At 69.2% G+C, this 25340-nt stretch carries 27 protein-coding genes; 16 read left to right on the forward strand and 11 right to left on the reverse strand.

All coding sequences use genetic code 11. The annotated features are described in order from the left end of the window. Positions 1 to 13 precede the first annotated feature (13 nt). Both KZI27_RS04405 and KZI27_RS04410 read right to left on the reverse strand, forming a co-directional pair. Entirely contained in the window at positions 14 to 1372 is a 1359-nt protein-coding gene (locus tag KZI27_RS04405) for a 6-phospho-beta-glucosidase (RefSeq protein WP_222659478.1), read from the reverse strand. Continuing rightward, positions 1369 to 2148, reverse strand: coding sequence for a DeoR/GlpR family DNA-binding transcription regulator (locus KZI27_RS04410; protein WP_222659479.1), 780 nt, complete (start codon positions 2146 to 2148; stop codon positions 1369 to 1371). Before KZI27_RS04410 ends, KZI27_RS04405 begins: the two co-directional genes overlap by 4 nt. A gap of 196 nt (positions 2149 to 2344) precedes the next feature. Here KZI27_RS04410 and KZI27_RS04415 point away from each other — a divergent pair, with 196 nt between their 5' ends. The 4 genes from KZI27_RS04415 to KZI27_RS04430 are packed head-to-tail and all read left to right on the forward strand — an operon-like array spanning position 2345 to position 6422. Continuing rightward, on the forward strand, positions 2345 to 3295 hold the full coding sequence (locus KZI27_RS04415; RefSeq protein WP_222659480.1) for a carbohydrate kinase family protein: 951 nt from the start codon (positions 2345 to 2347) through the stop codon (positions 3293 to 3295). Positions 3296 to 3334: 39 nt separating this feature from the next. Further along, positions 3335 to 4693 (forward strand): extracellular solute-binding protein, encoded by a 1359-nt coding sequence (locus KZI27_RS04420; RefSeq protein ID WP_222659481.1) that lies wholly within the window; start codon positions 3335 to 3337, stop codon positions 4691 to 4693. A gap of 14 nt (positions 4694 to 4707) precedes the next feature. Beyond that, positions 4708 to 5601: a carbohydrate ABC transporter permease gene (locus KZI27_RS04425; RefSeq protein ID WP_261784092.1), complete on the forward strand. Its 894-nt coding sequence runs from the start codon at positions 4708 to 4710 to the stop codon at positions 5599 to 5601. Further along, entirely contained in the window at positions 5598 to 6422 is an 825-nt protein-coding gene (locus KZI27_RS04430) for a carbohydrate ABC transporter permease (RefSeq protein ID WP_222659483.1), read from the forward strand. The genes KZI27_RS04425 and KZI27_RS04430 overlap by 4 nt, the downstream gene beginning before the upstream one ends. Positions 6423 to 6446: 24 nt before the next feature. On the opposite strand, the gene KZI27_RS04435 is transcribed toward KZI27_RS04430, so the two are convergent. The 3 genes from KZI27_RS04435 to KZI27_RS04445 all read right to left on the reverse strand — a co-directional run bounded on the left by KZI27_RS04435 (position 6447) and on the right by KZI27_RS04445 (position 8590). Next, on the reverse strand, positions 6447 to 7187 hold the full coding sequence (locus KZI27_RS04435) for an SOS response-associated peptidase (RefSeq protein WP_222659484.1): 741 nt from the start codon (positions 7185 to 7187) through the stop codon (positions 6447 to 6449). Between the two features lie 116 nt (positions 7188 to 7303). After that, positions 7304 to 7900 (reverse strand): hypothetical protein, encoded by a 597-nt coding sequence (locus tag KZI27_RS04440; protein ID WP_222659485.1) that lies wholly within the window; start codon positions 7898 to 7900, stop codon positions 7304 to 7306. A gap of 3 nt (positions 7901 to 7903) precedes the next feature. Further along, the gene (locus KZI27_RS04445; RefSeq protein WP_222659486.1) at positions 7904 to 8590 is read right to left on the reverse strand and encodes a hypothetical protein; all 687 of its coding nucleotides are present in this window, start codon (positions 8588 to 8590) and stop codon (positions 7904 to 7906) included. Between the two features lie 220 nt (positions 8591 to 8810). Here KZI27_RS04445 and KZI27_RS04450 point away from each other — a divergent pair, with 220 nt between their 5' ends. From KZI27_RS04450 to KZI27_RS04475, 6 genes are all read left to right on the forward strand, one after another. Beyond that, positions 8811 to 9236, forward strand: a complete 426-nt coding sequence (locus tag KZI27_RS04450; RefSeq protein ID WP_123310325.1) for an organic hydroperoxide resistance protein — start codon at positions 8811 to 8813, stop codon at positions 9234 to 9236. 9 nt (positions 9237 to 9245) lie between these two features. Next, positions 9246 to 9632: a YchJ family protein gene (locus KZI27_RS04455; protein WP_222659487.1), complete on the forward strand. Its 387-nt coding sequence runs from the start codon at positions 9246 to 9248 to the stop codon at positions 9630 to 9632. Between the two features lie 165 nt (positions 9633 to 9797). Next, positions 9798 to 10679 (forward strand): DMT family transporter, encoded by an 882-nt coding sequence (locus tag KZI27_RS04460; RefSeq protein ID WP_222659488.1) that lies wholly within the window; start codon positions 9798 to 9800, stop codon positions 10677 to 10679. Between the two features lie 170 nt (positions 10680 to 10849). After that, entirely contained in the window at positions 10850 to 11218 is a 369-nt protein-coding gene (locus KZI27_RS20430; protein WP_222659489.1) for a lactococcin 972 family bacteriocin, read from the forward strand. Next, positions 11107 to 13293, forward strand: coding sequence for a hypothetical protein (locus tag KZI27_RS04470; RefSeq protein ID WP_222661530.1), 2187 nt, complete (start codon positions 11107 to 11109; stop codon positions 13291 to 13293). The genes KZI27_RS20430 and KZI27_RS04470 overlap by 112 nt, the downstream gene beginning before the upstream one ends. Positions 13294 to 13315: 22 nt before the next feature. Next, positions 13316 to 13939, forward strand: coding sequence for an ABC transporter ATP-binding protein (locus KZI27_RS04475; RefSeq protein WP_222659490.1), 624 nt, complete (start codon positions 13316 to 13318; stop codon positions 13937 to 13939). Between the two features lie 65 nt (positions 13940 to 14004). Here the strand turns inward: KZI27_RS04475 and KZI27_RS04480 are convergent, their stop codons facing one another. Further along, positions 14005 to 14871, reverse strand: coding sequence for a shikimate dehydrogenase family protein (locus tag KZI27_RS04480; RefSeq protein WP_222659491.1), 867 nt, complete (start codon positions 14869 to 14871; stop codon positions 14005 to 14007). A 58-nt stretch (positions 14872 to 14929) separates the two neighbouring features. Between KZI27_RS04480 and KZI27_RS04485 the strand changes: the two genes are divergently transcribed. Then, positions 14930 to 15934 (forward strand): iron-siderophore ABC transporter substrate-binding protein, encoded by a 1005-nt coding sequence (locus KZI27_RS04485; RefSeq protein WP_123310319.1) that lies wholly within the window; start codon positions 14930 to 14932, stop codon positions 15932 to 15934. A 110-nt stretch (positions 15935 to 16044) separates the two neighbouring features. On the opposite strand, the gene KZI27_RS04490 is transcribed toward KZI27_RS04485, so the two are convergent. Continuing rightward, entirely contained in the window at positions 16045 to 16449 is a 405-nt protein-coding gene (locus tag KZI27_RS04490) for a DUF1304 domain-containing protein (RefSeq protein ID WP_222659492.1), read from the reverse strand. 60 nt (positions 16450 to 16509) lie between these two features. Here KZI27_RS04490 and KZI27_RS04495 point away from each other — a divergent pair, with 60 nt between their 5' ends. From KZI27_RS04495 to KZI27_RS04505, 3 genes are read left to right on the forward strand one after another with little or no spacing between them, the layout of a single operon-like run. Beyond that, on the forward strand, positions 16510 to 16833 hold the full coding sequence (locus tag KZI27_RS04495; protein ID WP_111085595.1) for a chorismate mutase: 324 nt from the start codon (positions 16510 to 16512) through the stop codon (positions 16831 to 16833). Further along, positions 16830 to 17933, forward strand: a complete 1104-nt coding sequence (locus KZI27_RS04500; RefSeq protein WP_222659493.1) for a lactonase family protein — start codon at positions 16830 to 16832, stop codon at positions 17931 to 17933. Before KZI27_RS04495 ends, KZI27_RS04500 begins: the two co-directional genes overlap by 4 nt. Positions 17934 to 17935: 2 nt before the next feature. Further along, entirely contained in the window at positions 17936 to 18355 is a 420-nt protein-coding gene (locus KZI27_RS04505) for a GNAT family N-acetyltransferase (RefSeq protein WP_222659494.1), read from the forward strand. Positions 18356 to 18368: 13 nt separating this feature from the next. Here KZI27_RS04505 and KZI27_RS04510 read toward each other — a convergent pair whose 3' ends face one another. The 4 genes from KZI27_RS04510 to purS are packed head-to-tail and all read right to left on the reverse strand — an operon-like array spanning position 18369 to position 22675. Next, positions 18369 to 19289: a 2-hydroxyacid dehydrogenase gene (locus tag KZI27_RS04510; protein WP_222659495.1), complete on the reverse strand. Its 921-nt coding sequence runs from the start codon at positions 19287 to 19289 to the stop codon at positions 18369 to 18371. A 16-nt stretch (positions 19290 to 19305) separates the two neighbouring features. Further along, a complete protein-coding gene (purL, locus tag KZI27_RS04515) occupies positions 19306 to 21687 on the reverse strand; it encodes a phosphoribosylformylglycinamidine synthase subunit PurL (protein WP_258373281.1) in 2382 nt (793 codons plus the stop codon). A gap of 35 nt (positions 21688 to 21722) precedes the next feature. Beyond that, positions 21723 to 22418, reverse strand: coding sequence for a phosphoribosylformylglycinamidine synthase subunit PurQ (purQ, locus tag KZI27_RS04520; RefSeq protein ID WP_111085606.1), 696 nt, complete (start codon positions 22416 to 22418; stop codon positions 21723 to 21725). Positions 22419 to 22423: 5 nt separating this feature from the next. Then, a complete protein-coding gene (gene purS / locus KZI27_RS04525) occupies positions 22424 to 22675 on the reverse strand; it encodes a phosphoribosylformylglycinamidine synthase subunit PurS (protein WP_017886272.1) in 252 nt (83 codons plus the stop codon). 189 nt (positions 22676 to 22864) lie between these two features. Between purS and KZI27_RS04530 the strand changes: the two genes are divergently transcribed. Both KZI27_RS04530 and KZI27_RS04535 read left to right on the forward strand, forming a co-directional pair. After that, a complete protein-coding gene (locus KZI27_RS04530; protein ID WP_222659496.1) occupies positions 22865 to 23479 on the forward strand; it encodes a PadR family transcriptional regulator in 615 nt (204 codons plus the stop codon). Next, on the forward strand, positions 23476 to 25125 hold the full coding sequence (locus KZI27_RS04535) for a DHA2 family efflux MFS transporter permease subunit (protein WP_222659497.1): 1650 nt from the start codon (positions 23476 to 23478) through the stop codon (positions 25123 to 25125). Before KZI27_RS04530 ends, KZI27_RS04535 begins: the two co-directional genes overlap by 4 nt. Positions 25126 to 25340 lie beyond the last annotated feature (215 nt).

Genomic DNA, 25340 nt, shown 5'->3' on the forward strand with positions numbered 1-25340 from the left:
CTTCCTGCCGCGGTCACCGCGTCAGGACCGCGGCCACCTCGGGGATGCGCGCGACGTAGCCGCTGACGAGGTCACGGGCGACGCTGACGCTGTCCACCAGGGGGTGCAGCGCGAACGCCTTCAGTGCCTCGTCCTTCGAGCCCGTGAGTGCGGCGGCGATCGTGTGCCGCTCCACCGCCTTCACCTGGGACATGAGCCCGATCTGGTGCAGGTCCGGCTGGTCGGTGCTCATCGGGTGGACGCCGTTCGCGTCGACCATCGTCGGGACCTCGACCACCGCATCGCGGGGGAGCCCGGTGATCGTGCCGTTGTTCCGCACGTTGAGGATCATCGTCTGGCGCTCGTTGCGGCTGATCGCGGCCATCACGCCGAGGGCCACACCCGCGTAGCCCTGGTGCGACGGGTCGGTCTCGCGCTCCTTGGAGTCGACCGGTTCGTCCTGCGTGCCGCCCTTGGCCTCGGCCATGTACGACGCGCTGCGACGCTCGACGGTCTCACGCCAGAGCTCGGCGACGCCGTCCCCGGCAGCGGTCGCCCGGTCGTAGAACGCCGACTGGCTCTCGGCGAGGAAGTCGCCGCGGGTCTTGCCGGAGCCGACGATCGACCGCACGGCGTCGCGGTTGAAGTAGTAGTAGTACAGGTACTCGTTCGGGATCGCGCCGAGGGAGCGGATCCAGTCGAGCCCGAAGACGTGGCCCTCCTCCATCGCCCCGAGTCGCTCGTCGTCGGCCATCAGCTCCGGCAGGACGTCGCGGCCGTCGTACATGACGCGGCGCATCCAGCCGAGGTGGTTCAAGCCGACGTAGTCCATCTGGACGCGGGTGTGGTCGAGTCCCAGCATGCCGGCCACCCGGCGCCCGAGGCCGGACGGGGTGTCGCAGATGCCGAGCACGCGGTCGCCGAGGACGGTCTGCATCGCCTCGGTGATGATGCCCGCCGGGTTCGTGAAGTTCATCACGTAGGCGTTCGGGGCGAGGTCGCGGATGACCTTCGCCGCCTCGACCATCACCGGCACCGTGCGGATGGCGTAGGCGAGACCGCCGGGGCCGGTGGTCTCCTGGCCGAGCACGTTCAGGTCGAGCGCGACGTGCTCGTCGCACCGCCGGCCCTCGAGACCGCCGACGCGCAGGGCGGCGAACACGAAGTCGCTGCCCTCCACCGCACGGTGCAGGTCGGTGGTGGGTCGGAGGACGGGAGCGTCCTCGAACCCGGCAGCGAGTTCGGTGAGGATCGCGACCATGGCGTGCAGGCGGACCTCGTCGACGTCGTACAGGGCGACCTCGGTGACGCGGGGCGAGCCGGCGTCCCGCAAGAGGGCCTGGTAGACGTAGGGCGTGCGGAACCCGCCGCCTCCGAGGATGCAGAGCTTCATGTGGTGATGACCTCTCCGCCGGCGTTCCGGCTGTGTGCGAGTGTTTCGTCGGGAGCGCCGGTCGTGGTGATCAGCGTGTCGACGTCGGCGAGGGAGCAGAGCCGCAGGGCTCCGGTCCCCGGGAACTTCCGTTCGGACGCGAGCAGGACGACCCGGTCGGCAGCCGCGATCATCGACTGCTTGATGGGCGCCTCGACGGCCATGTTGTCGACGACGTGGCCGTTCGCGCGGACGCCGGTGCACGACAGGAACAGCACGTCGGCGCTGACGTGCTCGAGTGCGGCCTCGGCGAGGGAGCCCACGAGGGTCCGGTAGTTGCGGCGGACGACGCCGCCGAGCAGGACGAGCCGCACCGCCTCGTCGTCGCGGAGGACGTCGAAGACCGCGAGGTTGGTCGTGATGACGGTGATGTCGCGACCTCGGAGGAGCTCGGCGATCTGCGGCGTCGTGGTCCCGATGTCCAGGATGACCACCTGGCCGTCGGTGACCATCGCGGCGGCGGCCTCGGCCATGCGGCGCTTGAGGTCGAGGTCACCGGCTTCTTCGAAGGGTGTCTCGATGGCCTCGCCGTCGTCGTCTTCCTGCGCGGTCGCGCGGGGCGCGAGGACCGCGCCGCCCCAGGTCCGGACCAGCTCGCCGTTGCGGTCGAGCATCTCGAGGTCGCGACGGATCGTGGCGGGGCTCACCGACAGGGCGTCGGCCAGCTCCTGCACCGAGGCGGCTCCGTCGACCAGGAGTGCCTTGATGATGCGGTTCTGCCGCTCTCGCAAGATCATGCTCCGACCATATCGCAAGACACGCAAACTCACGCAGAGTTGCGCAGTTGGTTTCTTATTTCGATCAGACTTAACAAATCTGGTGCAATCAAGTAACGTCCTCGCAACACCAATCGCGCAGGCTTGAGCATCACCAACGGATCCGTCCAGGTGGGTCGTCCTGCACACCGGTGATCCGCAACGATGAGGAGAAGCCGTGCACCAGGCGAGCCCGACCCCCGCCCCAGGCATCCTGCTGTTCGCCGGCGACGTCTTCTGCGACCTGGTGTTCGCCGGGGTCACAGCTCCCCGACTCGGCGCCGAGGTGTACGCCGACGCCTTCACCGTCACGCCCGGTGGCGTCGCGAACCGCGCCGTGGCAGCAGCACGGGCCGGGGCGCCGACGGCGCTCCTGAGTCGACTCGGTGACGACGTGCTCGGCCGCCACGTGCACCAGATCCTGACGGCGGAACCCCTGCTCGACACCGATCTGCTCGAGCTGGTCGCCGGGCACCAGAGCCCCGTGTCCGTCGCCCTCACCGGCCCGGACGACCGGAGCTTCATCACCTACGAAGAGCCACTCGGCCCCCTCCCGGCACCGGACGGCATCGGTCCGGTCGCGGCGACGCACGTCGGGATCGCACGGCCCCTGCCCGCATGGGTCGCAGGGTTGCGCGCCGCCGGTACGACGGTCGTCGGTGGCGTCGGCTGGGACCACACCGGCGAGTGGTCCGGAGGAGTCCTCGACCGGCTCGCCGAGGTCGACGTCTTCGTCCCGAACGACGTCGAGGCGATGCGCTACACCCGGACCGAATCGGCGTTGGACGCCGCGAAGGCCCTCGGCGAACACGTCCCGCTCGCCGTCGTCACCCGCGGCGGCGCCGGCGTCGTCGCGGTGGACTCGGCGAACGGCGTGGTCGTCGAGGCGGCGACCATCCCGGTGGACGTCGTCGACCCGACCGGTGCCGGCGACGTCTTCGTGGCGACGTTCATGGCCGGTGCGCACCACGGCTGGCCACTCGAGACCCGGCTGCGGTTCGCAGCCGCCAGCGCCGCGTTCGCCGTCACCGGGCTCGGCGGCGCAGCCAGTGCACCGCGTCCCGAGCAGCTCCGGGCCTTCCTCCGGAGCGCCGACCCGTCCGGCGACTGGTCGTTCCTCCTCCCCTGATCCCGAGCACCACCCACCCACTCGCAGAACTGGACCACCATGAAGCACTTCAGCAAGACGACGATGCTCATCGGCGTCGCTGCCGCGATCACCCTCGGCCTGACCGCGTGCACCCCGGGCGGCTCCGCAGCACCCGCAGCGTCCCAGAGCCTCGGCCCGGTGTCGAAGGACCTCGGATCGGGCAAGACGACGCTCACGGTCTGGGACCAGAACACCGACACCGGGATCAACGACGCGCAGGAGGTGCTCAACGACGAGTTCGAGAAGGCGCACCCCGACATCACGATCAAGCGCGTCTCGCGGTCGTTCGCCGACCTGAAGACGACGCTGAAGCTCGCGTTGTCCGGCGACAACCCGCCGGACGTCGTCCAGGCGAACCAGGGCTACCCCGACATGGGCGCCTTCGTGAAGGCCGGCTTCCTGCGCCCGGTCGACGACTACGCGAAGCTCTACGGCTGGGACGACTACTACCCGTCCGGGCTGCTCAAGCTCAACTCGTTCTCACCCGACGGCACGACCTGGCAGGGCGACGACCTGTACGGCGTCTCGCAGACCGGCGAACTCGTCGGCGTCTACTACAACAAGGCGGTGCTGCAGCGCGCCGGGATCGACTCCCCGCCGACCACCGTGGCCGAACTGACCGCGGACATGGCGAAGGTCAAGTCCGCCGGCGCCCTGCCGCTCAGCTACGGCGACGTGGAGAAGAGCCCCGGCATCCACCTGTACGGGCTGGTGCTCTCCGCGCTCGCCGGACACGACGCCGTGAACGACCTCGTCGCCGGCAAGTCCGGCAGCTGGACCGGAGACGACGAGGTGGCGGCGGCGAAGACCATCACCGGCTGGGTCGACAAGGGCTACGTCACCGAAGGAGCCAACGGGGTCTCCCGCGACGACGCCGTCAGCACGTTCGGCAAGGGCGGCTCCGCGTTCCTGATCACCGGTACCTGGTACCAGGCGACCCTCGAAGCAGCCAGCAGCGCGAACGACATCGGCTTCACGGCGCTCACCCCGGCGGGCGCCTCCACACCGGTGACGATGGGCGGTGAGGGGCTGGCCTGGGCCATCACCTCGAAGACCGAGAACGCGAACGCCGCCGCTGCCTACATCGACTTCATCACCAACGCGAAGGCCGCCTCGACCCTCGTCGACAAGGGCAACCTGCCGACCGTGGTGCCGGACGACGACACCCCCGCCGCCGGCACCATCGCGGGCGACATCACGAGCAACTACAAGACGATCTCGAGCTCGAACGACATCACGCCGTACCTCGACTACGCCACGCCCACGTTCTACGACACCATCACGTCCGGAATGCAAGACCTCGTCGCGGGCAAGGCCACCCCGGAGCAGTTCACGAAGACGCTCCAGGACGACTACACCGGCTTCGTGAAGAAGTGACCGCGAGCACCGGGGTGACCAGGCCCAGCGGCGTCCGCAAGCGGCGACGGAACCTCGTCGCGTACCTCTACATCCTGCCGGCGTTCGTCGTGTTCGCGGTGTTCCTCGGGGTCCCGTTCCTGCAGAGCATCCAGTACTCGTTCTACGACTGGGACGGCCTGTCCGCGGCGACGTGGGCGGGGTTCTCGAACTACGTCGGCGTCGTCACCGACGCGCAGCTCCGTGCGTCGTTCGGGCACGCGCTGGTGCTCATGGTCTTCTACGCCGCGATCCCCGTCGCGGTGGCGCTGTTCCTGACCGCACTGATCTCGCGGGCGAACGGCCTGCCCGGGATGTCGTTCTTCCGGACGGTCCTGTTCCTGCCCCAGGTGATCGCGTCGGTCGTCGTCGCCACGATCTGGGTGTCGATCTACTCCGCCGGCGGTCTGCTCAACGACGGCCTCCGGCTGATCGGACTCGGACAGTTCGCGCAGGTCTGGCTCGGCGGCTACGACACGGCGCTCCCGGCTATCGGGTTCGTCGGCACCTGGCTGAACGTCGGACTGTGCCTGGTGCTGTTCCTGTCCGGCGTCGGCAACATCCACCCGAGCCTGTTCGAAGCCGCTCGCATCGACGGTGCCGGTTCGGCGCGGGAGTTCTTCTCGATCACGCTCCCGTCGCTCCGCGGCCAGATCGCGGCTGCACTCACCCTGACCGTGGTCTCCGCACTGAAGACCTTCGACCTGGTCTACGTCACCACGAGCGGCGGCCCGGGGAACTCGACGTCCGTCCCGGCGTTCGAGGCGTACAACCGGGCGTTCCAGACGGGCCAGGTCGGGTCCGCTGCGGCCGTGGCGGTGTCGCTGACCATCGTGATCATGATCGTGACCGCCCTGATCAGCCGCCTCCAACCGAAGGACGTCGCATGAGGCTCTCCGTCCGCGAGAAGACGGTCAACTACGTCATCCTGTCGCTGTTCGCACTCTTCGCGATCATCCCCCTGATCGGCGTCCTGCTGTCCTCGGTCACCCCGTCGGCACAGAACTCCGGCGGGTTCAGCGTGCCGAGCACCCTCGACCTCGGCAACTTCGGCGCCGCGTGGAACCAGGGGCACTTCGCGTCCTACATGCTCTCGAGCGTGTTGGTGACGGTGTCGGTCGTCGTGCTCACGACCGTCCTCGCCGTCTTCGCCGGGTTCGCGTTCGCCCGACTCGACTTCGTCGGCTCGAACGTCATCTTCTTCCTGATGCTCGCCGGTCTGATGCTGCCCGCCGAGGCGTTCATCATCCCGCTGTACTTCAACCTGCGGAGTGTGGGCCTCACTGACACCTACACGAGCCTGATCCTGCCCCAGACCGCGCAGTCGCTCGCGTTCGGCATCTTCTGGATGCGCAGCCAGTTCCGCAGCTTCCCCGGCGAGGTCATCGAAGCGGCCCGGCTCGACGGAGCGCGCGACGTGCGGTTGTTGTGGACCGTGATGGTTCCGGCGGCCATCGCACCGATCATGACGATGGCACTGCTCATCACGATGTGGACCTGGAACGAGTTCCTGCTGCCGCTCGTCCTGATCACCAGCGAGGACCACCGCACCGCGCCGCTCGGGCTCGCCTTCTTCAAGGGCGCTCACCTGACCGACTACTCCCTGCTGTCAGCGGCGGGGGTGATCGTCGCGCTCCCGATCGTCGTCCTGTACTTCTTCCTGCAGAAGCGGTTCATCTCCGGGATGCTCGGCGGGTTCGCCGACCGCTGACGACGGCGGACGATCCCGCGCGTCCTACGCCACGGGCTCGATGAGGTGCGGGCCGTCGTTCCTCACGCTGTTCACGGTGCGAGCGACCTCGTACTGCTGCAGACCGGCAGCGACCGCCAGCGACTCGTGGTCGAGGAGCGCCAGCAGGTCGTCGGTGCCGAGGCCCCCGGCGTCGCCGCGCAGCCAGTCGTCGTAGCCGTCGGGCGTCAGGAACGCCGGCATCCGGTCGTGCACCTCGCCCGGGGCCACGTGGGCGTCGCGCGTGATGATCGCCAGCGACAGCCGCCGCTTGTCCGGGTCGCCCTCGGGCTTCGTGGGGTCGGGCCAGGCGCTCACGACCCCGGCCATCGCCAGGGCGCCACCGGGTTCGTGGACGAAGTGGGGTTCCTTGCCGTCCTCGCGCACGACCCACTCGTAGTAGCCCTGCGCGGGCACGATGCACCGGTTCGTCGCGAACGCCCGCTTGAACATGCCGCTCGTCGCGACCGTCTCGATGCGGGCGTTGATCGGCTTCGGGCGTTGCTTCTGGAAGTCCTTCGCCCAGCTCGGCACGAAGCCCCAGCTGATCTGCGGCAGCTCCCGTTCGCCGTGCCGCTGCCGGACGGCGTACACGGGGTCGGTCGGGGCGACGTTCCAGCTCGGGGCGAGGCCGGCGTGCACCTCGCCGGTGTCCTCGTCGACGTGCTCGGTCCGGGCCGCGAGCTCACCCATGAGCTCGGGCAACAGATCAGCCGTGGTGTCGGAGACGACGAACCTTCCACACATGCGCCCAGTGTGCTCCGTGCCCCCGACAGTCGCGCGGCCGGTGGCAGCGGGCAGTCGCCGGCGCCTCGAGTGAGCAGAAGACGACGAGTGCTGTGCGGTGACCCGACGTCTTCTGCTCACTCGGCGGGGCCGGCGGCGACCCGGGCGCGCTCGGCGCGGCCGAGGCGGACGACGTACTCCGGCAGCACGAGGACGTAGAGCGCGACGGACGCCACGGGCCACCAGGGCACGACCTCGAGCAACGGGCCGGCACCGAGGGTGGCGACCCCGGCCCCCAGCAGCGGGGTGACCCGCGCGAGCGTGCCGATCAGGCCGCGGCGGAGCAAGACCGTGTCGGTGCGGACGGCCTCGCGGTCTTCTGCACGGACAGGGCGTGGCCGTCGCAGCAGGTAGGGCTGCACCGACCACCGCACCGAGTTCTGCCACGAAGCCCGCACCTGCCGCCCGTTGATCGTCGCCGAGGGGTCCGGCGGGCGCCGCGTCGGGAAGCACGCGAACGTGAGCAGGCCCACGCCGGCCGCCAGCAGCACGATGGCCGCCACGCTGCGGAGCGGAGGCTGTGCCGTCCAGCCGAGCCGGGCCTCCAGGACGAGCATGCCGACCAACACGACCGCGGCCGCTGCACCGGACCACGCTGCTGCGCGGCGGACACGACGTGGGTCCAGCACGTCGTCGACGTGCCGGAAGAAGATCCGCCAACCGAGTGCGAACACGGCTCAGTCGCCCGGCAGCGAGAGCTTGCTGTCCTTCGGGGTGCCGGGCCGCCCGCGAGCGGGCGGAGTCGGCGGGACGGGCGGGAGCGCCTCGGCCTCGGCACGCAGCTGCTCCTGACGGCCGAGGGTGCGGATGCCCCCGATGGCGGTGACGGCACCGCTCGCCGGGATGAGGATCCAGACCGCGGAGAGACCGACGATGTCGTCGTTCGTCGAGATCGTGAACACGTTGAGGAGCACGGTCGCGAGGAACGCGAGTGCCCACCCTCCCAGCAGCAGGTACCCGCGGAACGCCGCCCGGACCAGCAGGTCGCGGGTCTCGGGCATGCCGTGCAGGACGGCCTCACGGTGCTTCGGGTCGACCGCGGGAGGGTTGCGGCGGTAGTAGCGGGCGATCGCCTCTTGGGTACGCCAGCCGATGCCCGGGATCGGCGGGACGTTCCAGCCCTTCGGCCCGACCGGTACGAAGCACGCGCCGATGAGTCCGATGCCGGAGGCGAGCAGCACCGCCACGACGATCGCAGCGGCGACGGGGACGGAGCCGTCGTCGAAGATCAGTCCGAGGACGACGAGTCCCGCCAGTGCGACGACGGCCACGATCCCGCCGACGAGCACGATGCGACGGCGGCGCTGCACGCTGACGAGAGCGGGCAGCCGCTCCCGGTACACCTGCCACCCGATCCCGAACACGTCTCATGTCTACTCGCGCGCGACGCGGAGCGGCTCGGCCGGTCGGTACTCCGTGAGCAGAAATGGTCGAGTGCGCCCGCGCGACCCGACCATTTCTGCTCATGAAGTGCGCGGCACCCGCCGCGGACACGCCCGGCGGCACGGTCGCGCGCGGGCGCCCGGTCCCGGTACCCCGGGCACGTGCAGCACACGTCCAGGTGAGCGCGATGACCTCGGCTCCATGAGTCTCGACATCGTCTACACCGCAGCCGCCCACGCCACCGGAGGCGGCCGCGACGGGCACGTCCGCAGTGAGGACGACCGGCTCGACCTGGACACCCGCCCGCCGAAGGAGATGGGTGGCAGCGGCGAGGGCACCAACCCCGAGCAGCTGTTCGCCGCCGGGTACGCCGCGTGCTTCCTCGGCGCGCTGCACGCCGCGGGCAAGGAGCTCGACCTCGACACCACCGGCGCCGAGGTCTCCGCCGAGGTCGGCATCGGCGGCACCGGTAACGGCGCCTTCGGCCTGGCGGTCGAACTCGACGTGTACGCACCGGCCGCCCCGCAGGAGCAGCGCCAGCGCCTGGCCGAGCGCGCGCACGAGATCTGCCCGTACTCGAACGCCACCCGCGGCAACATCACCGTCACGCTGTCGATCGTCGACTAGCGTTCCGGCGTGGTCACCGACGAGACGCGCTGCCCCTGCCTGAGCGGCAATCCCTACGGCGAGTGCTGCGGCCCCCTGCACCGCGGTGCGGCCGCGCCGACCGCGGAGCGCCTGATGCGCTCCCGCTTCAGCGCGTTCGCACTGGGCCTGCCCGAGTACCTGCTGCTCACCTGGCACCCGCGCACCCGTCCGGCGGCCCTCGAGTTGGACGCGTCCCAGCGCTGGACCCGGTTGGACATCCTGACGACGACCTCGGGAGGCCCGTTCGACTCCCGGGGCACGGTCGCGTTCCGCGCGTGGTGGCGTTCCGACGACGACCGCGGGACGCTCGAGGAGACGAGCGAGTTCGTCCGCGAGCAGGGACGATGGTTCTACGTGAACGGGGTCGTCGCCTGACCGTCCACGCCACGCCCCGAGCCCATCGAAAGTCGACGACGAACGTCAGATACGACCGGTAGAGTTTCACGACCGACGCTCGCTTGTAAAACCCGTTGGTGGAGGGATGGCTGTCTTGGTACTTCATCGACCGCTCCCGGTTTCGCCGATCGAGTCAGGGCTCTGATGGCCGTGAATGCGCTCGCGGGGCTGATGATCCCGGTGGCGCTGATCGGTGCGGTGTTCCTGTCGCTCGGTGCGCAGTTCCAGAGCCGCGGGGTGCAGCGGGTCGAGGCGCGTCTGGGTCGGCAGTCGAAGGGGCTGAGTGTCTGGCACGTGGTCGGGCTCGTCTCGAGCGGCTACTGGGCTCTCGGCACGCTCATGCTCGGCATCGCCGTGGTGCTCCAACTCATCACCATCACATTCGCCCCCCTGATCGTCGTGCAGCCGTTGGGTGCCGTGGCGCTGGTCATCACGACGTGGTTCTCGTCGCGGTCGTCGGGTGTGCCGCTCGGTCGTCGCGCGCGTCGGGCCGTGTGGACGTGCATCATCGGTGTCGGCATCTTCGTCGGGATCGCGGCGTTCGTCGGGTACGAGAGCGCGATTACCCGTCAGCAGCTCTTCATCGTGCTGGCGATCCTGACCGTCGTCCTGGTGCTCGTGCTGGTGTCGTTCCGGCTGGTCGCGAAGCACCGCAGTGCGCTCTACTACGTCGTCGGGGCGGGGGTGCTCTACGGCTTCGTGGCGACGTTGGCGAAGGTCGTGCTGAACCGGTTCGTGAACGGCACGTTCGACTGGTTGACGGTGCTCGCGATCGTCGGGGTGGTCGTGGCGGCATCGCTCGGCGGGTACTTCGTGCAGAACGCGTACTCGAGCGGCTCGGCCGACCTGGTGATCGCGGGGTTGACGGTCATCGACCCGATCGTCGCGGTCGGGATCGGCGTCATCGTGCTCGGCGAGGCCTCGGGGGCGCCGTGGTTCGCGGAGGTGGGGTTCGTGGTCGCCGCCGGTATCGCCATCACCGGGGTGTTCCTGCTCGCCAAGCACCACCCGCAGACCTGGGCCTGACGCCGGCCGGCGCGGGGCCGGAGCGCGATGGCCGTCCACTCGGCAGTGTGCCAGATGCAGCTTCTCTTGGGGGCGCATACCCGCAGGCCCGAAGACTTCCATTTCAATGTAGAAGCTAATATGCTGACGAGCATGTTCATCAAACAAGTGAAAGCCCCCGTACCCTCGCAATGGCAGCCGTAGGCGCTGCGGTCCTCGTAGGAGTGCTCCTACCGAGTGCGGCGTCCGCCAGCACGGATGCAGTCGGCATCACGCAGGGGGGGTCCGCATCCATCAATGGCTCCGAGCAGATCACGATCGACGAGACCGCTGGGCTATCGCCGTTCGCTGAGGCGAACGTAGGCGGGGGCAAGTGGCAATACGGTATCGGCGGCGGCTACTCGTATTCGTACTATTACCACAAGACTGCAGAGCACCGGTCCACGGCATGTTCGCGAACCGCGTGTGCCAAGACCGGCTGGGCCGGCGGTGGCGTCACAACGCACGCGAAGGCGTTGAAGACCGCAAGTGGGAACACGGCCTATTGGGACAAGAAGTAGTCCTCAAGAATTTCGCGCGGCGGAAGGGCCACAGTCCTCCGCCGCGCGCTCTCAAGGAGACTCGGTTGAGACGTAGGTCCTGGTTCGCCGCGTTTGGTGTTGTCCTTGCGGCCGCATCGGCGGTTCTTGTCGGATACAGCCTGACGGCGAGTCTCGACACGCAGTTTCTTGCGTCCACTCGGTCCGGGTTCATCATTACGGACACGCCCGATGACGCCGGTACATGGCGGTCGCTTCAGCACCATGCGTCGACGAATGGCGAAAACATCTACCGCTTCGAAGTCGATCCGACTTCATCGGAGAACGTTCGATCCGTCAAACCGATCATCGGCAACAGGCCGGCGTTTGACCGAGTATTCCCCGATCGACGGTACGCCGGGTTTACCTCGACCACAGTCACTCAACTTCATCACCCCGGGGGCACAGCCCGCGGAGAGTATCTCAGCACGCTGACCCCCAAGGCCGCTGACCGCGTCGTTTCCGCGCTTCGAGCATCCGGCGCCACCGTGCAGGTCGAGTCAACCGGGTGGCCTGCCCTCCTTCGATACATCTGGATGACTTCGGCGCTCCCGGCCACTGCAGCTCTGGTGGCGCTTGCGTCCTGGTTGTTTGGATACGCTCACGCGACGTCCCGGATCAGGCCGCTCGCCTTGGCCCGCACCTTCGGCAGGCGCTGCCCTCGGTTCACCGACGCCGTCAAGCTCGGCGTGACAGTGGCACTCGCGTCAGCGGCCACGGTCGCAGGTACCGCTGCAGTGCTCCACGTCGGTACCGGTGCACAACAACTTCAGACCTTCATCGGCGTCTCTGCGGTTGCGTGTGTCTTGTTCGGAGCGACGTTCGTTGGTGGAACAGTCGCGGGATCTGCCTCGACGCCCTCCACGAGGTATCTTCCTACCTACTCGCGGTGGAGGCCCTGGCGACGGACCTACCTGGCCTCGTCATTGTCGATGGTTGCGGCAATTGCAATCGTCAGTGTCCTCCTCGATAGCCTTATCGGCGGAGTCGTCGCAAGCAACTCGCTCGATCGTTCCCGCTCGGATCGAGCGCAATGCAGTTCGTGCGTGGTGACGATCTTTGGCTCAACGACCCGGGGGAGCGACTTCGATGCGGTCGAAGCCGATTATGCGCACGCGGCTCGGCAGCTAGAACGAGATGGGGTCTCGATCCTCGCGTGGAAGGCGGGTGGTACTTCCGGACACGAGTACTCTCCATCGAGTGTCTCAAATAATGCGATCGTCGTGAATCAAGAGTTTCTCCGCCGCGATCGGGTCGGGTTTCGCGATCCTTTCTCTGGTCATGTCAGGCCCGGCGAGTGGGGTCTACTCATCCCAGACTCCTTGGAAGCGAAGACGTCGTTGATTCAACGCGCGTGGCTGGACTGGTTGTCGTTCCAGTCCTCCGTCCAGCCTGGTCTTTCGCGCCCCAATCCGACACCTGTGACGAGCCGATACCGAGCGCGAGAAGTTTTCACGTACGGATCACTCGGTGATCGGTCTGCTCTGTACTCGGACGCACCGATCATCGTCGTTGTTCCCGCAGCTGCACGGCTGCTGCCGGACAGCATGTACCTGGCCGCTGGTTCCTCCGGCGAGCTCATCTTCGGTTCCGCTGAAGGAACCCGTCGGGTGATGGAAGGTTCGGGTGTGATCACGAGTCTTTATGTTCTCGACGCCCTCGCGGATCAGATCGAACGCGGCGACGATCAAGCGCGAACGCAATTGACGACGATCTCAGCGGGCGTGATTCTCGGGATACTGGTACTCGGGTTGGTGCAGGCGTTGCGATGGCGTAGTTACACGTCTCTTCATCGCGACCGCCTCCTGTTGGAAATCGCCCAGGGTAGTCACCCGCTACGCGCCTCATCACTGTGGTGGGCAGGGCAACTTGCCATCGGGTTCAGTGCTGGCGTCCTGCTCTGGATCACGGCACAAGCGGGGCTGCAGGCAACGGACGTCACCAACGCTACTTTCATCGGTGGCCCGATCTTCGTGACTACTGTCGCCGCCGGGGTCGCGTTGGTCGGTTTCACGAGGCATTTCTCGAGGAAGCAAGTGAGGGCATATGCCTACTGAGGCGCAAGAAGGTCTGGGCGTAATGCTCCGCGACCTCACCCACATCGTGGCGGGGCGGTCGCTGATCCGGGATCTGCACGCGAACGCCAATGCCAGAGCTCTGACCGCCGTCGTCGGTCCGTCGGGATCGGGCAAGTCGACTCTCCTCCGTGTCGTCGGTGGACTCGAACGCCCAACCCGGGGGCTTGTGCAGGTCGGGGACTTGACAGTCAGCGCTCTTGGAGCCGGGGCCCAGCGAAAGTACCTACGGGAGCAGGTCGGATTCGTGTTTCAAGATGGAGGACTCGTCGAGCATTGGAGTGCGCGCAAGAACATCTCGATCGCGTTGAAGGCTCTCCCCTCCTCTCCGGCGAGTGACCAGCTCGGAATCGAAGACGCCGCCGACGCCGTCGGCATCGGCCGGGTCCTCGACGAGCCCGCTTATTCTTTGAGCGGCGGGGAAAGGATTCGGGTGGCGTTCGCTCGCCTGCTCGTGCGTAAGCCTGCACTCGTGCTCGCGGATGAGCCATCGGCTGCCTTGGACGCCGAGAACGCTAATATAATTCACGTTCTCTTGCGCTCCCTCGCAGATGCGGGCTCCACCGTCCTGACGGCTACGCACGATCGCGACCTGATCGGACGGTGTGACGCGACTATCGGCCTCTGACGACTCGTGGTTCGCGAGGGGTATCCGTTGACGGATGGACAGCGAGTCCGGGTCTTGGGTTGGACTCAGGTGGTGATGACGGCGGGCAGGCCGACGGCGGTGCGCATCGCACGGCGAACGGCGGCCTCGTCGGGGAGGAGTTCGTCCTCATCGCCGGTCAGGAAGAAACGGATCTGCCCGATGGCCTGCTCGGTGAGCATATCGAGGCCGTTCAGCACCCGGCCGCCGGCATCGGCCCAGCGCGACGCGACGGCGGTCGGCCACGGTTCGTAGGCGACGTCGAACAGCACGGCGTCCGACCCCGACGGCACCAGCTCGAGCGGGTCGGCCGCGCCGCCGGGCAGCGTCGACAGGACGAACCCGTGGCGGGTTCCGGGCAGGTCGGTGAGGGGCAGGACCTCGAGCGAGACGCCGAGCCGCACGGCCAGCTCCACGAGCGCGCCGGCCTTCCCGGTGTCGCGCAGGAACACCCGCACGAGCGACGCCCCGAGCCGCACCGCCGCCGTGAGGGCGCTCGCCGCGGTCGCCCCGCCACCGAGGATCGTCGCCTCGCCGGGCAGGTGTCCGAGGGCCTCGACCGGGCGGACGAGCCCCTGGACGTCGGTGTTGGTGCCCGCGCGGACGACGGCGGACCCCTCGCGTCGGAACGCGACCGTGTTCGCGACCCCGAGCTCGTCGACGAGCGGGGTCGTGCGGTCCAGGAGCGGCAGCACCTCGCGCTTGAGCGGCATCGTGAGACTCAGCCCGCGCCACTCGGGACCCAGCCCCGCGACGAACGCGTCGAGCCCGCCGGACGCGACCTCGTGCCTCCCGTACGACCACCCCAGCCCGAGTGCGGCGTAGGCCGCTTCGTGGAGCGTGGGGGAGAGCGAATGCGCGATGGGGGAGCCGAGCACCGCGAGGCGCGTGCGGTCTGGATCTGGGGCGGCCACGATCACCCAGCCTATCCAGCCGGTTTCCTCCTCGCCCCGTTAGGTTAGGCTACCCTTCGTGATCCGCTCATCCCTTCGTCTCCGACGTGTCCTCGCCGCTGCGGGTGCCGTCGTCGCAGCCTCCCTCGTCCTCGCCGGCTGTGCCTCCGGCTCCGGTTCGTCCGAGTCGTCCTCGGCATCGTCGTCCGACGGTGCCTTCCCGGTGTCCATCACCACGGCACTCGGCACCACGACGATCGACTCGCAGCCCAAGCGCGTCGTCGCACTCGGCTGGGGCGACGCCGAGACGGCCCTCGAACTCGGCGTGCAGCCGGTCGGTGCGAGCGACTGGCTCGCCTTCGGTGGCGACGGTGTCGGCCCGTGGCTGAAGGACGCGTACACGAAGTCGCCGAAGATCATCCAGACGCTCGAGCCCAGCTACGAGGACATCCTCAAGCTGAACCCGGACCTGATCCTCGACGTGAAGTCGTCGGGCGACAAGGACCGCTACGACAAGCTGTCCGCGATCGCGCCGACCGTCGCGATCCCGAAGGGCGGCGAGAACTACCTCGCCTCGACCGAGCAGCAGACCACGATGATCGCGAAGGCGCTCGGCAAGGAGTCCGAGGGCAAGAAGCTGCTCTCCGACCTCGACGACGCCTACGCCGCGGCTCGCAAGGCCCACCCGGACTTCGAGGGCAAGTCCGCCGTCGTCGGCGCGTACAGCTCCGAGGGCTTCGGCGCGTACGCCTCCACCGACAGCCGCTCGTCGTTCATGAAGAACCTCGGGTTCACGATCCCGTCGGCCATCGACAAGGAGGCCGGCAAGGCGTTCTCCGTCACGCTGTCCGACGAGAACCTCGACCTGCTCGACGCCGACCTGACCCTGGTGCTGCCGATCTACGTCGACGCGTCGAAGGCCGAGTCGGACCCGCTGTTCCAGAAGGTGCCGTCGGTTGAGGCCGGCCACTACATCGTGTTCGACGACAAGGACGTGTCGTCGGCGTTCTCGATGGGCACGACCGCTGCGATCGAGTGGGCGCTCGACAAGCTGCCCGCGCAGTTCGAGGACAAGCTCGGCTAGCCCTGGACTGACCTGTTCTCCACCGCGAACGCGACAGGGTGCCGCCGGTGTTCGGCGGCGCCCTGTCGCTTTTGCGTGGTGTTCGGGGCTGACGGTGTGGTCGAGACGGCTCAGACGGGGAAGCTCGAGCCGAGCAGCGCGAAGAGCAGCGCGATCAGCGGGAGCGTGCCCTGCTTGAACGCCGAGTTGAGGTACTTGCGGCCGGAGCCGACCAGGATCACCGCGGCGCCGAGCATGCTCGCGGTCGAGAACACGACGAGGGTCCAGCCGGTCGCGGTGTTGCCCGCCAGCACCAGCACGACACCGAGGATCGCCCCGATCGCCAGGAACAGGTTGTAGAACCCCTGGTTGAACGCGAGGGAGCGGGTCGCGTCGGCCTCGGTCTCGGTCGCGATGCCGAACACCTTGCGGGCGCGTGGACTCGTCCAGATGATGGATTCGAGGAACCAGATGTACACGTGGACGAGGCCAGCGAGGACCGCACACACGCCCGAGATCACGAGCAAGACCGACATGTGCTCATTCTCGCAGGCGTCGGCAGGGTTCGGCTGCGCGTCCGCCAGTAGGCTCGGGGCATGAGCGACGACGTCACCCCGCCCGAGCCCGAAGCGACGGCCGTCGCCGAACTCCGGAGCATCCGGCAGAGCATCGACAACATCGACGCCGCCGTCATCCACATGCTCGCCGAGCGCTTCAAGTACACGCAGCGGGTGGGGCACCTGAAGGCCGAATCGGGCATGCCCGCCGCGGACCCGGACCGCGAACAGGTCCAGGTCGCTCGGCTCCGGAGCCTCGCCGCCGAGGCGCACCTCGACCCCGCCTTCGCCGAGAAGTTCCTCAACTTCATCGTCGCCGAGGTCATCCACCACCACGAGCGCATCGCCGGACGCGACGAATGAGCGTCGACCTGCCGACCCTGCTCGTCGGTTCCTACACGGCGACCGGTGGCGGGAACGCGACCGGTATCTCCCTGGTCGACGGTGGCGCTGCCCGCGCGGGCGCGGGCGCTCGTACCGTCGCGGTGCTCGACGACCCCTCGTTCCTCGCCGTTTCGGGCGACCGTGTCTACGCCGTGTCCGAGACGAACGAGGGCGGCGTCTCGGCCTTCCGGCTGCAGACCGGCGCGCTCGAACACCTGTGGGACGCCTCCGCCGGCGGTGACGCCCCGTGCCACGTGCGGGTCGACCCGTCCGGGGCGCTCGTCGTCAGCAACTACGTCTCCGGTACGGTGACCGCCATCTCGCTCGCGGCGGCCGAGTCGTTCTCCGCCTCGGTGCTCGCGAGCGACGGCGTCGTCCTGCCCGCCGACGGCGTGCACGGACGGACCGACCGGCTCGCCGTCCCCGCCTCCGCGATCGCGGTCGCGACGCTCCCCGCCGGCACCGGCCCGGTGCAGGACCGGCAGGACGCGCCGCACGCCCACCAGTCCGTGGCGACGCCGGACGGCACCGTGCTCGTCGCGGACCTCGGCGGCGACGCGCTGCACGAGTTCCGCGTGACCGTGTCGGCCGACGGCGTCCCCTCGATCGAGGCGTTGCGCGTGCACCACGTGGCGGCCGGTGTCGGTCCGCGGCACCTGGCCTGGTACGCAGGCGACCTGTTCGTCGCCGGTGAGCTCGACGGCGCGATCCACCGACTCCGCCGCGACGAGTCCGGCTCGCTCGTGACGATCGCCTCGACCCCGACGTTCGACGGTGCGGTCGGGGAGTCGCTCCTCAGTCACATCGAGGTCGACGACGCCGGAATCGTGACCGTCGCCGTCCGTGGCCGCGACCTGATCGTGGTGCTCGACGCTGCCGACGACGGGCTCGCGCTCGTCGGGTCCGCGTCGTGCGGGGGTGCCTGGCCGCGGCACTTCGCCCGGGTGCCCGGGTACGTGCTCGTCGCCAACGAACGGTCGGACGCCATCGCCGTGCTGCCCGTCGGTACGGACGGCGTGCCGGGCGAGGCCGTGGAGCAGATCGCCGTCGGCACCCCGACGTGCATCGTCCCGCTCTGACCATGACCGAGGTCGACCCGTACACCCTGGTCGTCGGGGCACCGCCGCTGGCGGACTACCTGCGGCTGCGTCAGGACTCCGGACTCTCGCCGAAGGACGCCGAGCAGGGCGCCGGGGCGATCACCGGCAGCTGGTCGGCGTGCCACGTCGTGGACGCCGGCGGCACACCGGTGGCGATGGGCCGGACGATCGGCGACGGCGGGTGGTCCTTCCACATCGCCGACATCGCCACCGATCCCGACCACCAGCGCCGTGGGCTCGGACGCCGTGTGGTCGAGTGGCTGGTCGAGGACGTCCGCGACCGAGCTCCCGCTGGGGCCTCCGTCACGCTCGTCGGGGATCCGCCCGGTCAGCGGCTGTACCGGTCGCTCGGGTTCGACGACGTCGCGCCGAGTCTCGGCATGGCACTCCGACTGGACTGACGGGGACGGGTCGCTAGCGTTCGATCAGGTTCTCGAACGGGCGACCCTCGGCCAGTGCGGCGACCTGTCGGCGCATCAGCTCGATCGACCGCGGGATGCTCAGGTCGGTGTTGCCTCCGACGTGCGGCGTCAGCACCGTGTTCGGGGTCGTCCACAGCGGGTGGCCGTCCGTCAGGGGCTCCGGGTCGGTGACGTCGAGTGCCGCGAAGAGCCGCTCGGACTGCAGCTCCGCCACGAGTGCATCGGTGTCGACGACCTTGCCGCGGGCGACGTTCACCACCAGGGCACCGTCGGGGAGGGCAGCGAGCAGCTCGGCATCGACCAGTCGTTCGGTCTCGTCCGTCAGCGGCGCGATGAGCACCAGGACGTCCGTCGTCGGTGCCAGCTCCAGCAGCTCACCGAACGCGTGCACGTGGCGGCCGTCCTGCTCGCGAGCGGTGCGCGCCACGACCGTGACCTCGGTGCGGAACGCCTCGAAGCGGGTGGCGATCGCAGACCCGATCGCGCCGTACCCGACGACCGTGACCCGGCGGTCGGCCAGCGAGCGGGTCTCCCGGGCGTCCCAGACGCCGTTCGCGCGGTCGGCCTGGAACGCCGAGATCTCCCGCAGCGATGTCAGCGCCAACCCGACGGCGAGCTCGGCGGTCTCGTCGTCGTGGATGCCCCGACCGTTCGCCAGCTGGGCGTGACCGGGCACGTGCGGCACCGCGTGCTCGTAGCCGGCGCTCGGCAGCTGCAGGAGCTCGAGCGCCGGCAGGTCGTGCACGAACTGCCAGCGGTGCCGTCCACCGAAGTAGAACGGCAGGAACGTGATGGCGACGTCGTCCGGGCGACCGTACGGCGCCTCGACGTCCCACACGTCCAGCTCGATGCCGTCCGGCACGGGGCCGAACCGGTCGACGAGTTCCGCGAAGGGCAGGGTGACGATGGGCACGCGGTGTCCGCCGGGCCTAGGAGTCCGTGCGCGGCGAGAAGGCACCGTCGGAGTCGAGCGGCCCGCGGCCGACGTACCCCTCGGTGACGTCCTCGACGATCACGTCGCCGAAGCGGGCCGGCAGCGTCGCGTTGTGCGTGCCGCGCAGCTCGTCCAGCGTCGCCGTGAACGCACCCTGGACCTCGAGCGCGTTCGACGTGGCGTCGGTCACGCCGATGCGCAGGACCGGGAAGCCCCGGCCGTCGCAGAGGCCCTGGAAGCGGACGTCGTCCTCGCGTCGGACGGTCACGATGACGCGACCGGTCGACTCGGAGAACAGCGCGGTGGCCGTGTCGACGCCGTCGCGCGACTCGAGCTCGTCGAGCACCACGCGGGCGCCGAGACCGAAGCGGAGCACCGACTCGGCGAGCGACTGGCCGAGGCCACCGTCCGCCAGGTCGTGCGCGCTCGTCAGCAGCTGCTCGCCGCTCGCGGCGAAGAGCAGCTCGGCGAGCTCCTTCTCGCGCCCGAGGTCCACTGCCGGCGGGCGACCGCCGAGGTGTCCGTGCACCGTGCCGGCCCAGGCCGATCCGTCGAGCTCGAGGCTCGTCGTGCCGAGCAGGTAGATGTTGTGGCCGTCGTCCTGCCAGCCCGACGGGACGCGCTTGGCGACGTCGTCGATGACACCGAGCACGCCGACGACCGGGGTCGGGTGGATCGGGGTGGTGCCGGTCTGGTTGTAGAACGACACGTTGCCGCCGGTGACCGGGATGCCGAGCTCCATGCAGCCGTCGGCCAGGCCCTCGACCGCCTCGGAGAACTGCCACATGACCTCGGGGTTCTCGGGGGAGCCGAAGTTCAGGCAGTCGGTGACCGCGGCGGGGACGGCACCGGTGACGGCGACGTTGCGGTACGCCTCGGCCAGGGCCAGGCGCGCACCCTGCTTCGGGTCGAGCTGGCAGTAGCGGCCGTTGGCGTCGGTCGCGATCGCGACACCGAGCCCGGTCTCCTCGTCGACGCGGATCATGCCGCCGTCGTCGGGGAAGGAGAGCGCGGTGTTGCCGAGCACGTAGGTGTCGTACTGGTTCGTGACCCAGTTCTTCGACGACAGGTTCGGCGAACCGAGCAGGCTGAGGAACTGCGCCTTGAGCGCGGGGCCGTCTGCCGGCCGGTCGAGCGAGGCAGCGGTGTCGGCCTGCAGCGCGTCGATCCAGGTCGGGTAGGCGACCGGGCGGTCGTAGACCGGGCCGTCGACGGCGACGGTGCGCGGGTCGACGTTCACGATCTCCTGCCCCTGCCAGTCGATGACGAGACGGCCGGTGCCGGTGACCTCGCCCAGGACGCTGGTCTCGACCTCCCACTTGCCGACGACGCTCAGGAACTCGTCGAGCTTGTCGGGGCGGACGACCGCCATCATGCGCTCCTGGCTCTCCGACATCAGGATCTCTTCGGCAGTGAGCGTGGGGTCGCGCAGCAGGACGTCGTCGAGCGAGATGTGCATGCCGCCGTCGCCGTTGCTCGCGAGCTCGGACGTGGCGCAGGAGATGCCCGCGGCGCCGAGGTCCTGGATGCCCTCGACCAGTTCCTTCTGGAACAGCTCGAGGCAGCACTCGATCAGGACCTTCTCGGCGAAGGGGTCACCGACCTGGACGGCGGGACGCTTGGTCGGGCCGCCCTCGGTGAAGGTGTCCGACGCCAGGATCGATGCGCCGCCGATGCCGTCGCCACCGGTGCGGGCACCGAACAGCACGACCTTGTTGCCGGCGCCGGACGCGTTCGCCAGGTGCAGGTCCTCGTGTCGCAGGACACCGACCGCCAGGGCGTTGACCAGCGGGTTGCCCTGGTACACCGGGTCGAAGTACGTCTCGCCGCCGATGTTCGGCAGGCCGAGGCAGTTGCCGTAGAACGAGATGCCGCCGACGACGCCGTGCACGACGCGGGCGGTGTCCTCGTGGTCGATCGCACCGAAGCGGAGCTGGTCCATCACGGCGACCGGGCGTGCACCCATCGAGATGATGTCGCGGACGATGCCGCCGACACCGGTCGCGGCGCCCTGGTACGGCTCGACGTAGGACGGGTGGTTGTGCGACTCGACCTTGAAGGTCACCGCCCAGCCGTTGCCGACGTCGACGACACCGGCGTTCTCGCCCATGCCGACCATCAGGTTCTTCGTCATCTCCGGCGTGACCTTCTTGCCGAACTGACGGAGGTAGTTCTTCGAGGACTTGTAGGAGCAGTGCTCGGACCACATGACGGAGTACATCGCCAGCTCGCCCGAGGTGGGGCGGCGGCCGAGGATCTCCTTGATGCGGGCGTACTCGTCCGGCTTCAGCCCGAGCGCGTCGTACGGCTGGTCCTTGTCGGGAGTGGCCGCGGCATCCTGCACGGTGTCGGGCTTCGGGCGCACGTAAGTCGTCACGGTGTTGTCGTTCCCTGTCACTGGAGTCGCGGTCGTCACTTGACGAGCGTCGACTCGATCACGGAGGTGAAGAAGGTGAGGCCGTCCGTGCCGGAGGCCATGGCAGCGGCGGTGTCCGGACCGAAGCCGGGCTCGGTCGCGTGCTCGGGGTGCGGCATCAGGCCCACGACGTTGCCGCGCTCGTTCGAGACGCCGGCGATGTCGTCGATCGACCCGTTCGGGTTCACGCCGACGTAGCGGAACACGACCTGGCCGTTGTCCTCGATGCGCTTGATCTCGTCGGCGTCGGCGACGAACCGGCCGTCGGCGTTCTTGAGCGGGATCGTGATCTCCTGCTGCGCGGTGAACCCCGAGGTCCAGGCGGTCGAGGTCGTCTCGACGCGGAGCTTCTGGTCGCGGCGGATGAACTGCTGGTGCGCGTTGCGGGTGTGGGCCCCGGGGACCAGACGGGCCTCGGCCAGCATCTGGAAGCCGTTGCAGATGCCGAGCACGGGCATGCCCTTGCCGGCGGCGTCGATGACCTCGGCCATGATCGGCGCCTTCGCGGCGATCGCACCGGCGCGCAGGTAGTCGCCGTACGAGAACCCGCCGGGCAGCACGATCGCGTCGACGCCCTGCAGGTCGTGGTCGCCGTGCCAGAGCGCGACGGGGTCGGCGCCGGCGAGACGGACCGCGCGCTGGGCGTCGCGGTCGTCGAGCGAGCCGGGGAAGGTGATGACGCCGATGCGCATCCGGGTCACTGGCCTTCGACGGTCACGGAGACGACGTCCTCGATGACCGCGTTCGAGAAGACGTCGGCGGCGATGTCGCGGACCTCGGCCAGCTTGGCGTCGTCGACGGGGCCGTCGACGGTCACCTCGAAACGCTTGCCGATGCGGACGTTGGTCAGGTCGGCCTTGCCCAGGCGTGCGAGGGCGTTGCCCACCGCCTTGCCCTGGGGGTCGAGGATCTCAGCCTTGGGCATGACCTCGACGACGATCGTTGGCACGTGTTCTCTCCAGCACTTCAGGGGTGGGGGGACGCGACCAGTCTACGGGGCGCGCGCGACACGCCGGGACGGATCCCGGCCTCCTGTGGAGGGCGAGCTGTGTGTTTGCTCACATGTGTTCCACTCCGTATATTCGACGTCGAATAGTCCAGTCCGAAGACGGCCGCATCGATCAGCCAGGAGGCACGGATGGCATCGCTCACACCGCTCGCGTTCGCCGCGCTCGACCTGCTGAACGAGGCGCCGATGCACCCGTACGAGATGTTCCAGACGATGCTCCACCGGCAGGAGGAGCGGAACGTCAAGGTCCGCCCGGGCACCCTCTACCACCAGGTCGGCCGCCTCGCCGAACTCGGGTTCGCCCAGGTCGTGGGCACCGACCGCGACGGCAACCGTCCGGAGCGCACCACCTACACGATCACCGACGCCGGCCGCGCAGCGCTCGCCGACGGTCTCCGCCGCATGGTGGCCGAGCCCGCCGACGAGTACCCGGAGTTCCACCTGGCGCTCTCCGTCCTCGAGAACCTGCCGCAGGCCGAGGCGGTCGATGCCGTCCGGGCACGGATCGTCGCGCTCGAACGGGAGCGCGACGACTACGACGAGGCGCTCAAGCGCGTGCACGCCAAGCAGCTCACCGAGCGCTACTGGCTCGACGTGTCGTACGTCCGTGCGATGCTCGCCGCGCAGATCGAGTGGCTCAGTACCACCGTCGACCGCATCGCCAGCGGCGACCTCCCCTGGGACGGCCCGGCCGTCCCCGCAGACACTGACTTCCCCACGAACAGCAAGGACACCACTCGATGACCACCGTCACGCCTCCGCGGACGACCGAGAAGAAGCCGTGGCCCGCCCTCTGGGCGCTCGTCGTCGGCTTCTTCATGATCCTCGTCGACTCGACCATCGTGTCGGTCGCCACCCCCACCATCGCGCAGAAGCTCGACGCGGACATCAACGCCGTGATCTGGGTGACGAGCGCGTACCTGCTCGCCTACGCCGTGCCGCTGCTCATCACGGGCCGGCTCGGTGACCGCTTCGGCCCGAAGGTCATGTACCAGATCGGCCTCGTGGTCTTCACGCTCGCCAGCCTGTGGTGCGGCCTGGCCGGCTCGATCGAGGTGCTCATCGTCGCCCGCGTCGTGCAGGGCCTCGGCGCCGCGATGATGAGCCCGCAGACGATGTCCGTCATCACGCGCATCTTCCCGCCGCAGAAGCGCGGCGCGGCGATGGGCCTCTGGGGCGCCGTCGCCGGTGTCGCCTCGCTCGTCGGCCCGATCGTCGGCGGCCTGCTCGTCGACGGCTTCGGCTGGGAGTGGATCTTCTTCGTGAACGTCCCCGTGGGCGTCGTCGCGTTCGTCCTGGCGCAGCGCTTCGTGCCGTCGTTCGACCGCCACGGCCACCGCTTCGACTACCTCGGGATCTTCCTGTCCGCGGTCGGGCTGTTCCTGCTCGTCTTCGGCATCCAAGAGGGCGAAACCTACGACTGGGGCATCATCGCCGGCCCGATCTCGGTGTGGGGCCTGATCATCGCCGGCCTGGTCGTCCTCGCCGGGTTCGTGGTCTGGCAGGGAACGCAGAAGGGCGAGCCGCTGCTGCCCCTCGGCCTGTTCAAGGACCGCAACTTCACGCTCGCGAACGTCGCCATCACGGCCGTCGGTGTCGCGATCGCCTCGTTCGCCCTGCCGATCATGCTCTGGGCGCAGGACGTCCTGCGCTTCTCGCCGACCCAGGCTGCGCTGCTCCTCGTGCCGCAGGCCGTGCTGTCCGCCGGCCTCGCCCCGCTCGTCGGCAAGAACCTCAACCGCTGGAACCCGCGCTGGGTCGCCGCGTTCGGGCTCGCCTGCTTCTCGGCCGGGCTGTTCTGGTTCGGCGCGCTGCTGTCGTCGAGCGCTGACTGGGGATGGGTGCTCCTGCCGAGCGCGCTCCTCGGCATCGCGAACGCCTGCATGTGGGGCCCGCTGTCCGTCTCGGCGACGCGCAACCTGCCGCCGAAGCTGGCCGGTGCCGGCTCGGGCGTCTACAACACCACGCGGCAGATCGGTGCGGTCCTCGGGTCGGCCGGCATCGCCGCGCTGATGGAGGCCCGGATCAGCGCGAACTTCCCGTCCTCGACCGGCGGGGTGTCCGCCGGCGGAGCCGAGCAGCAGGTCGGCGCACTGCCGGGTGCACTGCTCGAGCCCTTCTCGCGGGCCATGGGTGAGTCGCTGTTCCTGCCGGCGATCGTGCTCCTCGCGGCGATCGTGGCGGCGCTGTTCCTGGCGAAGCCGAAGCAGACCGTCGCCTGGCAGCAGACCGGTGGCGTGACCACCCAGCCCGGCGCCGAGGGCTCTGCGCCGACCGAGGGCGACGCGAAGCCGACCGAGCACGGCGCGCACGCTGCGGCCGCTGCTCCGGCGACGCCCGAGGCCGAGCTCGCCGCCATCGACCACCACGGCAAGCACGCCGACGCCTGACCCGCGCCGACCACACGGGCCCCGGGCTGCTCACACGAGCGGCCCGGGGCCCGCGTGCGTCCGGGGCCCAGGGTCCGGGGCCCGGGCACAGTCGTTGCGGCCGCGGGGGTGCGACACCGTCGACGTCGTACGACAACGGTTCTGTCGCAGTCCCGCGTCTGCAACGGTTGCGGCCGCGGGCTTGCGACACCCTCGACGTCGTGCGACATCGAGGG

Origin of the sequence: Curtobacterium sp. TC1 (assembly GCF_019844075.1) — a bacterium.
GTDB lineage: Bacteria > Actinomycetota > Actinomycetes > Actinomycetales > Microbacteriaceae > Curtobacterium.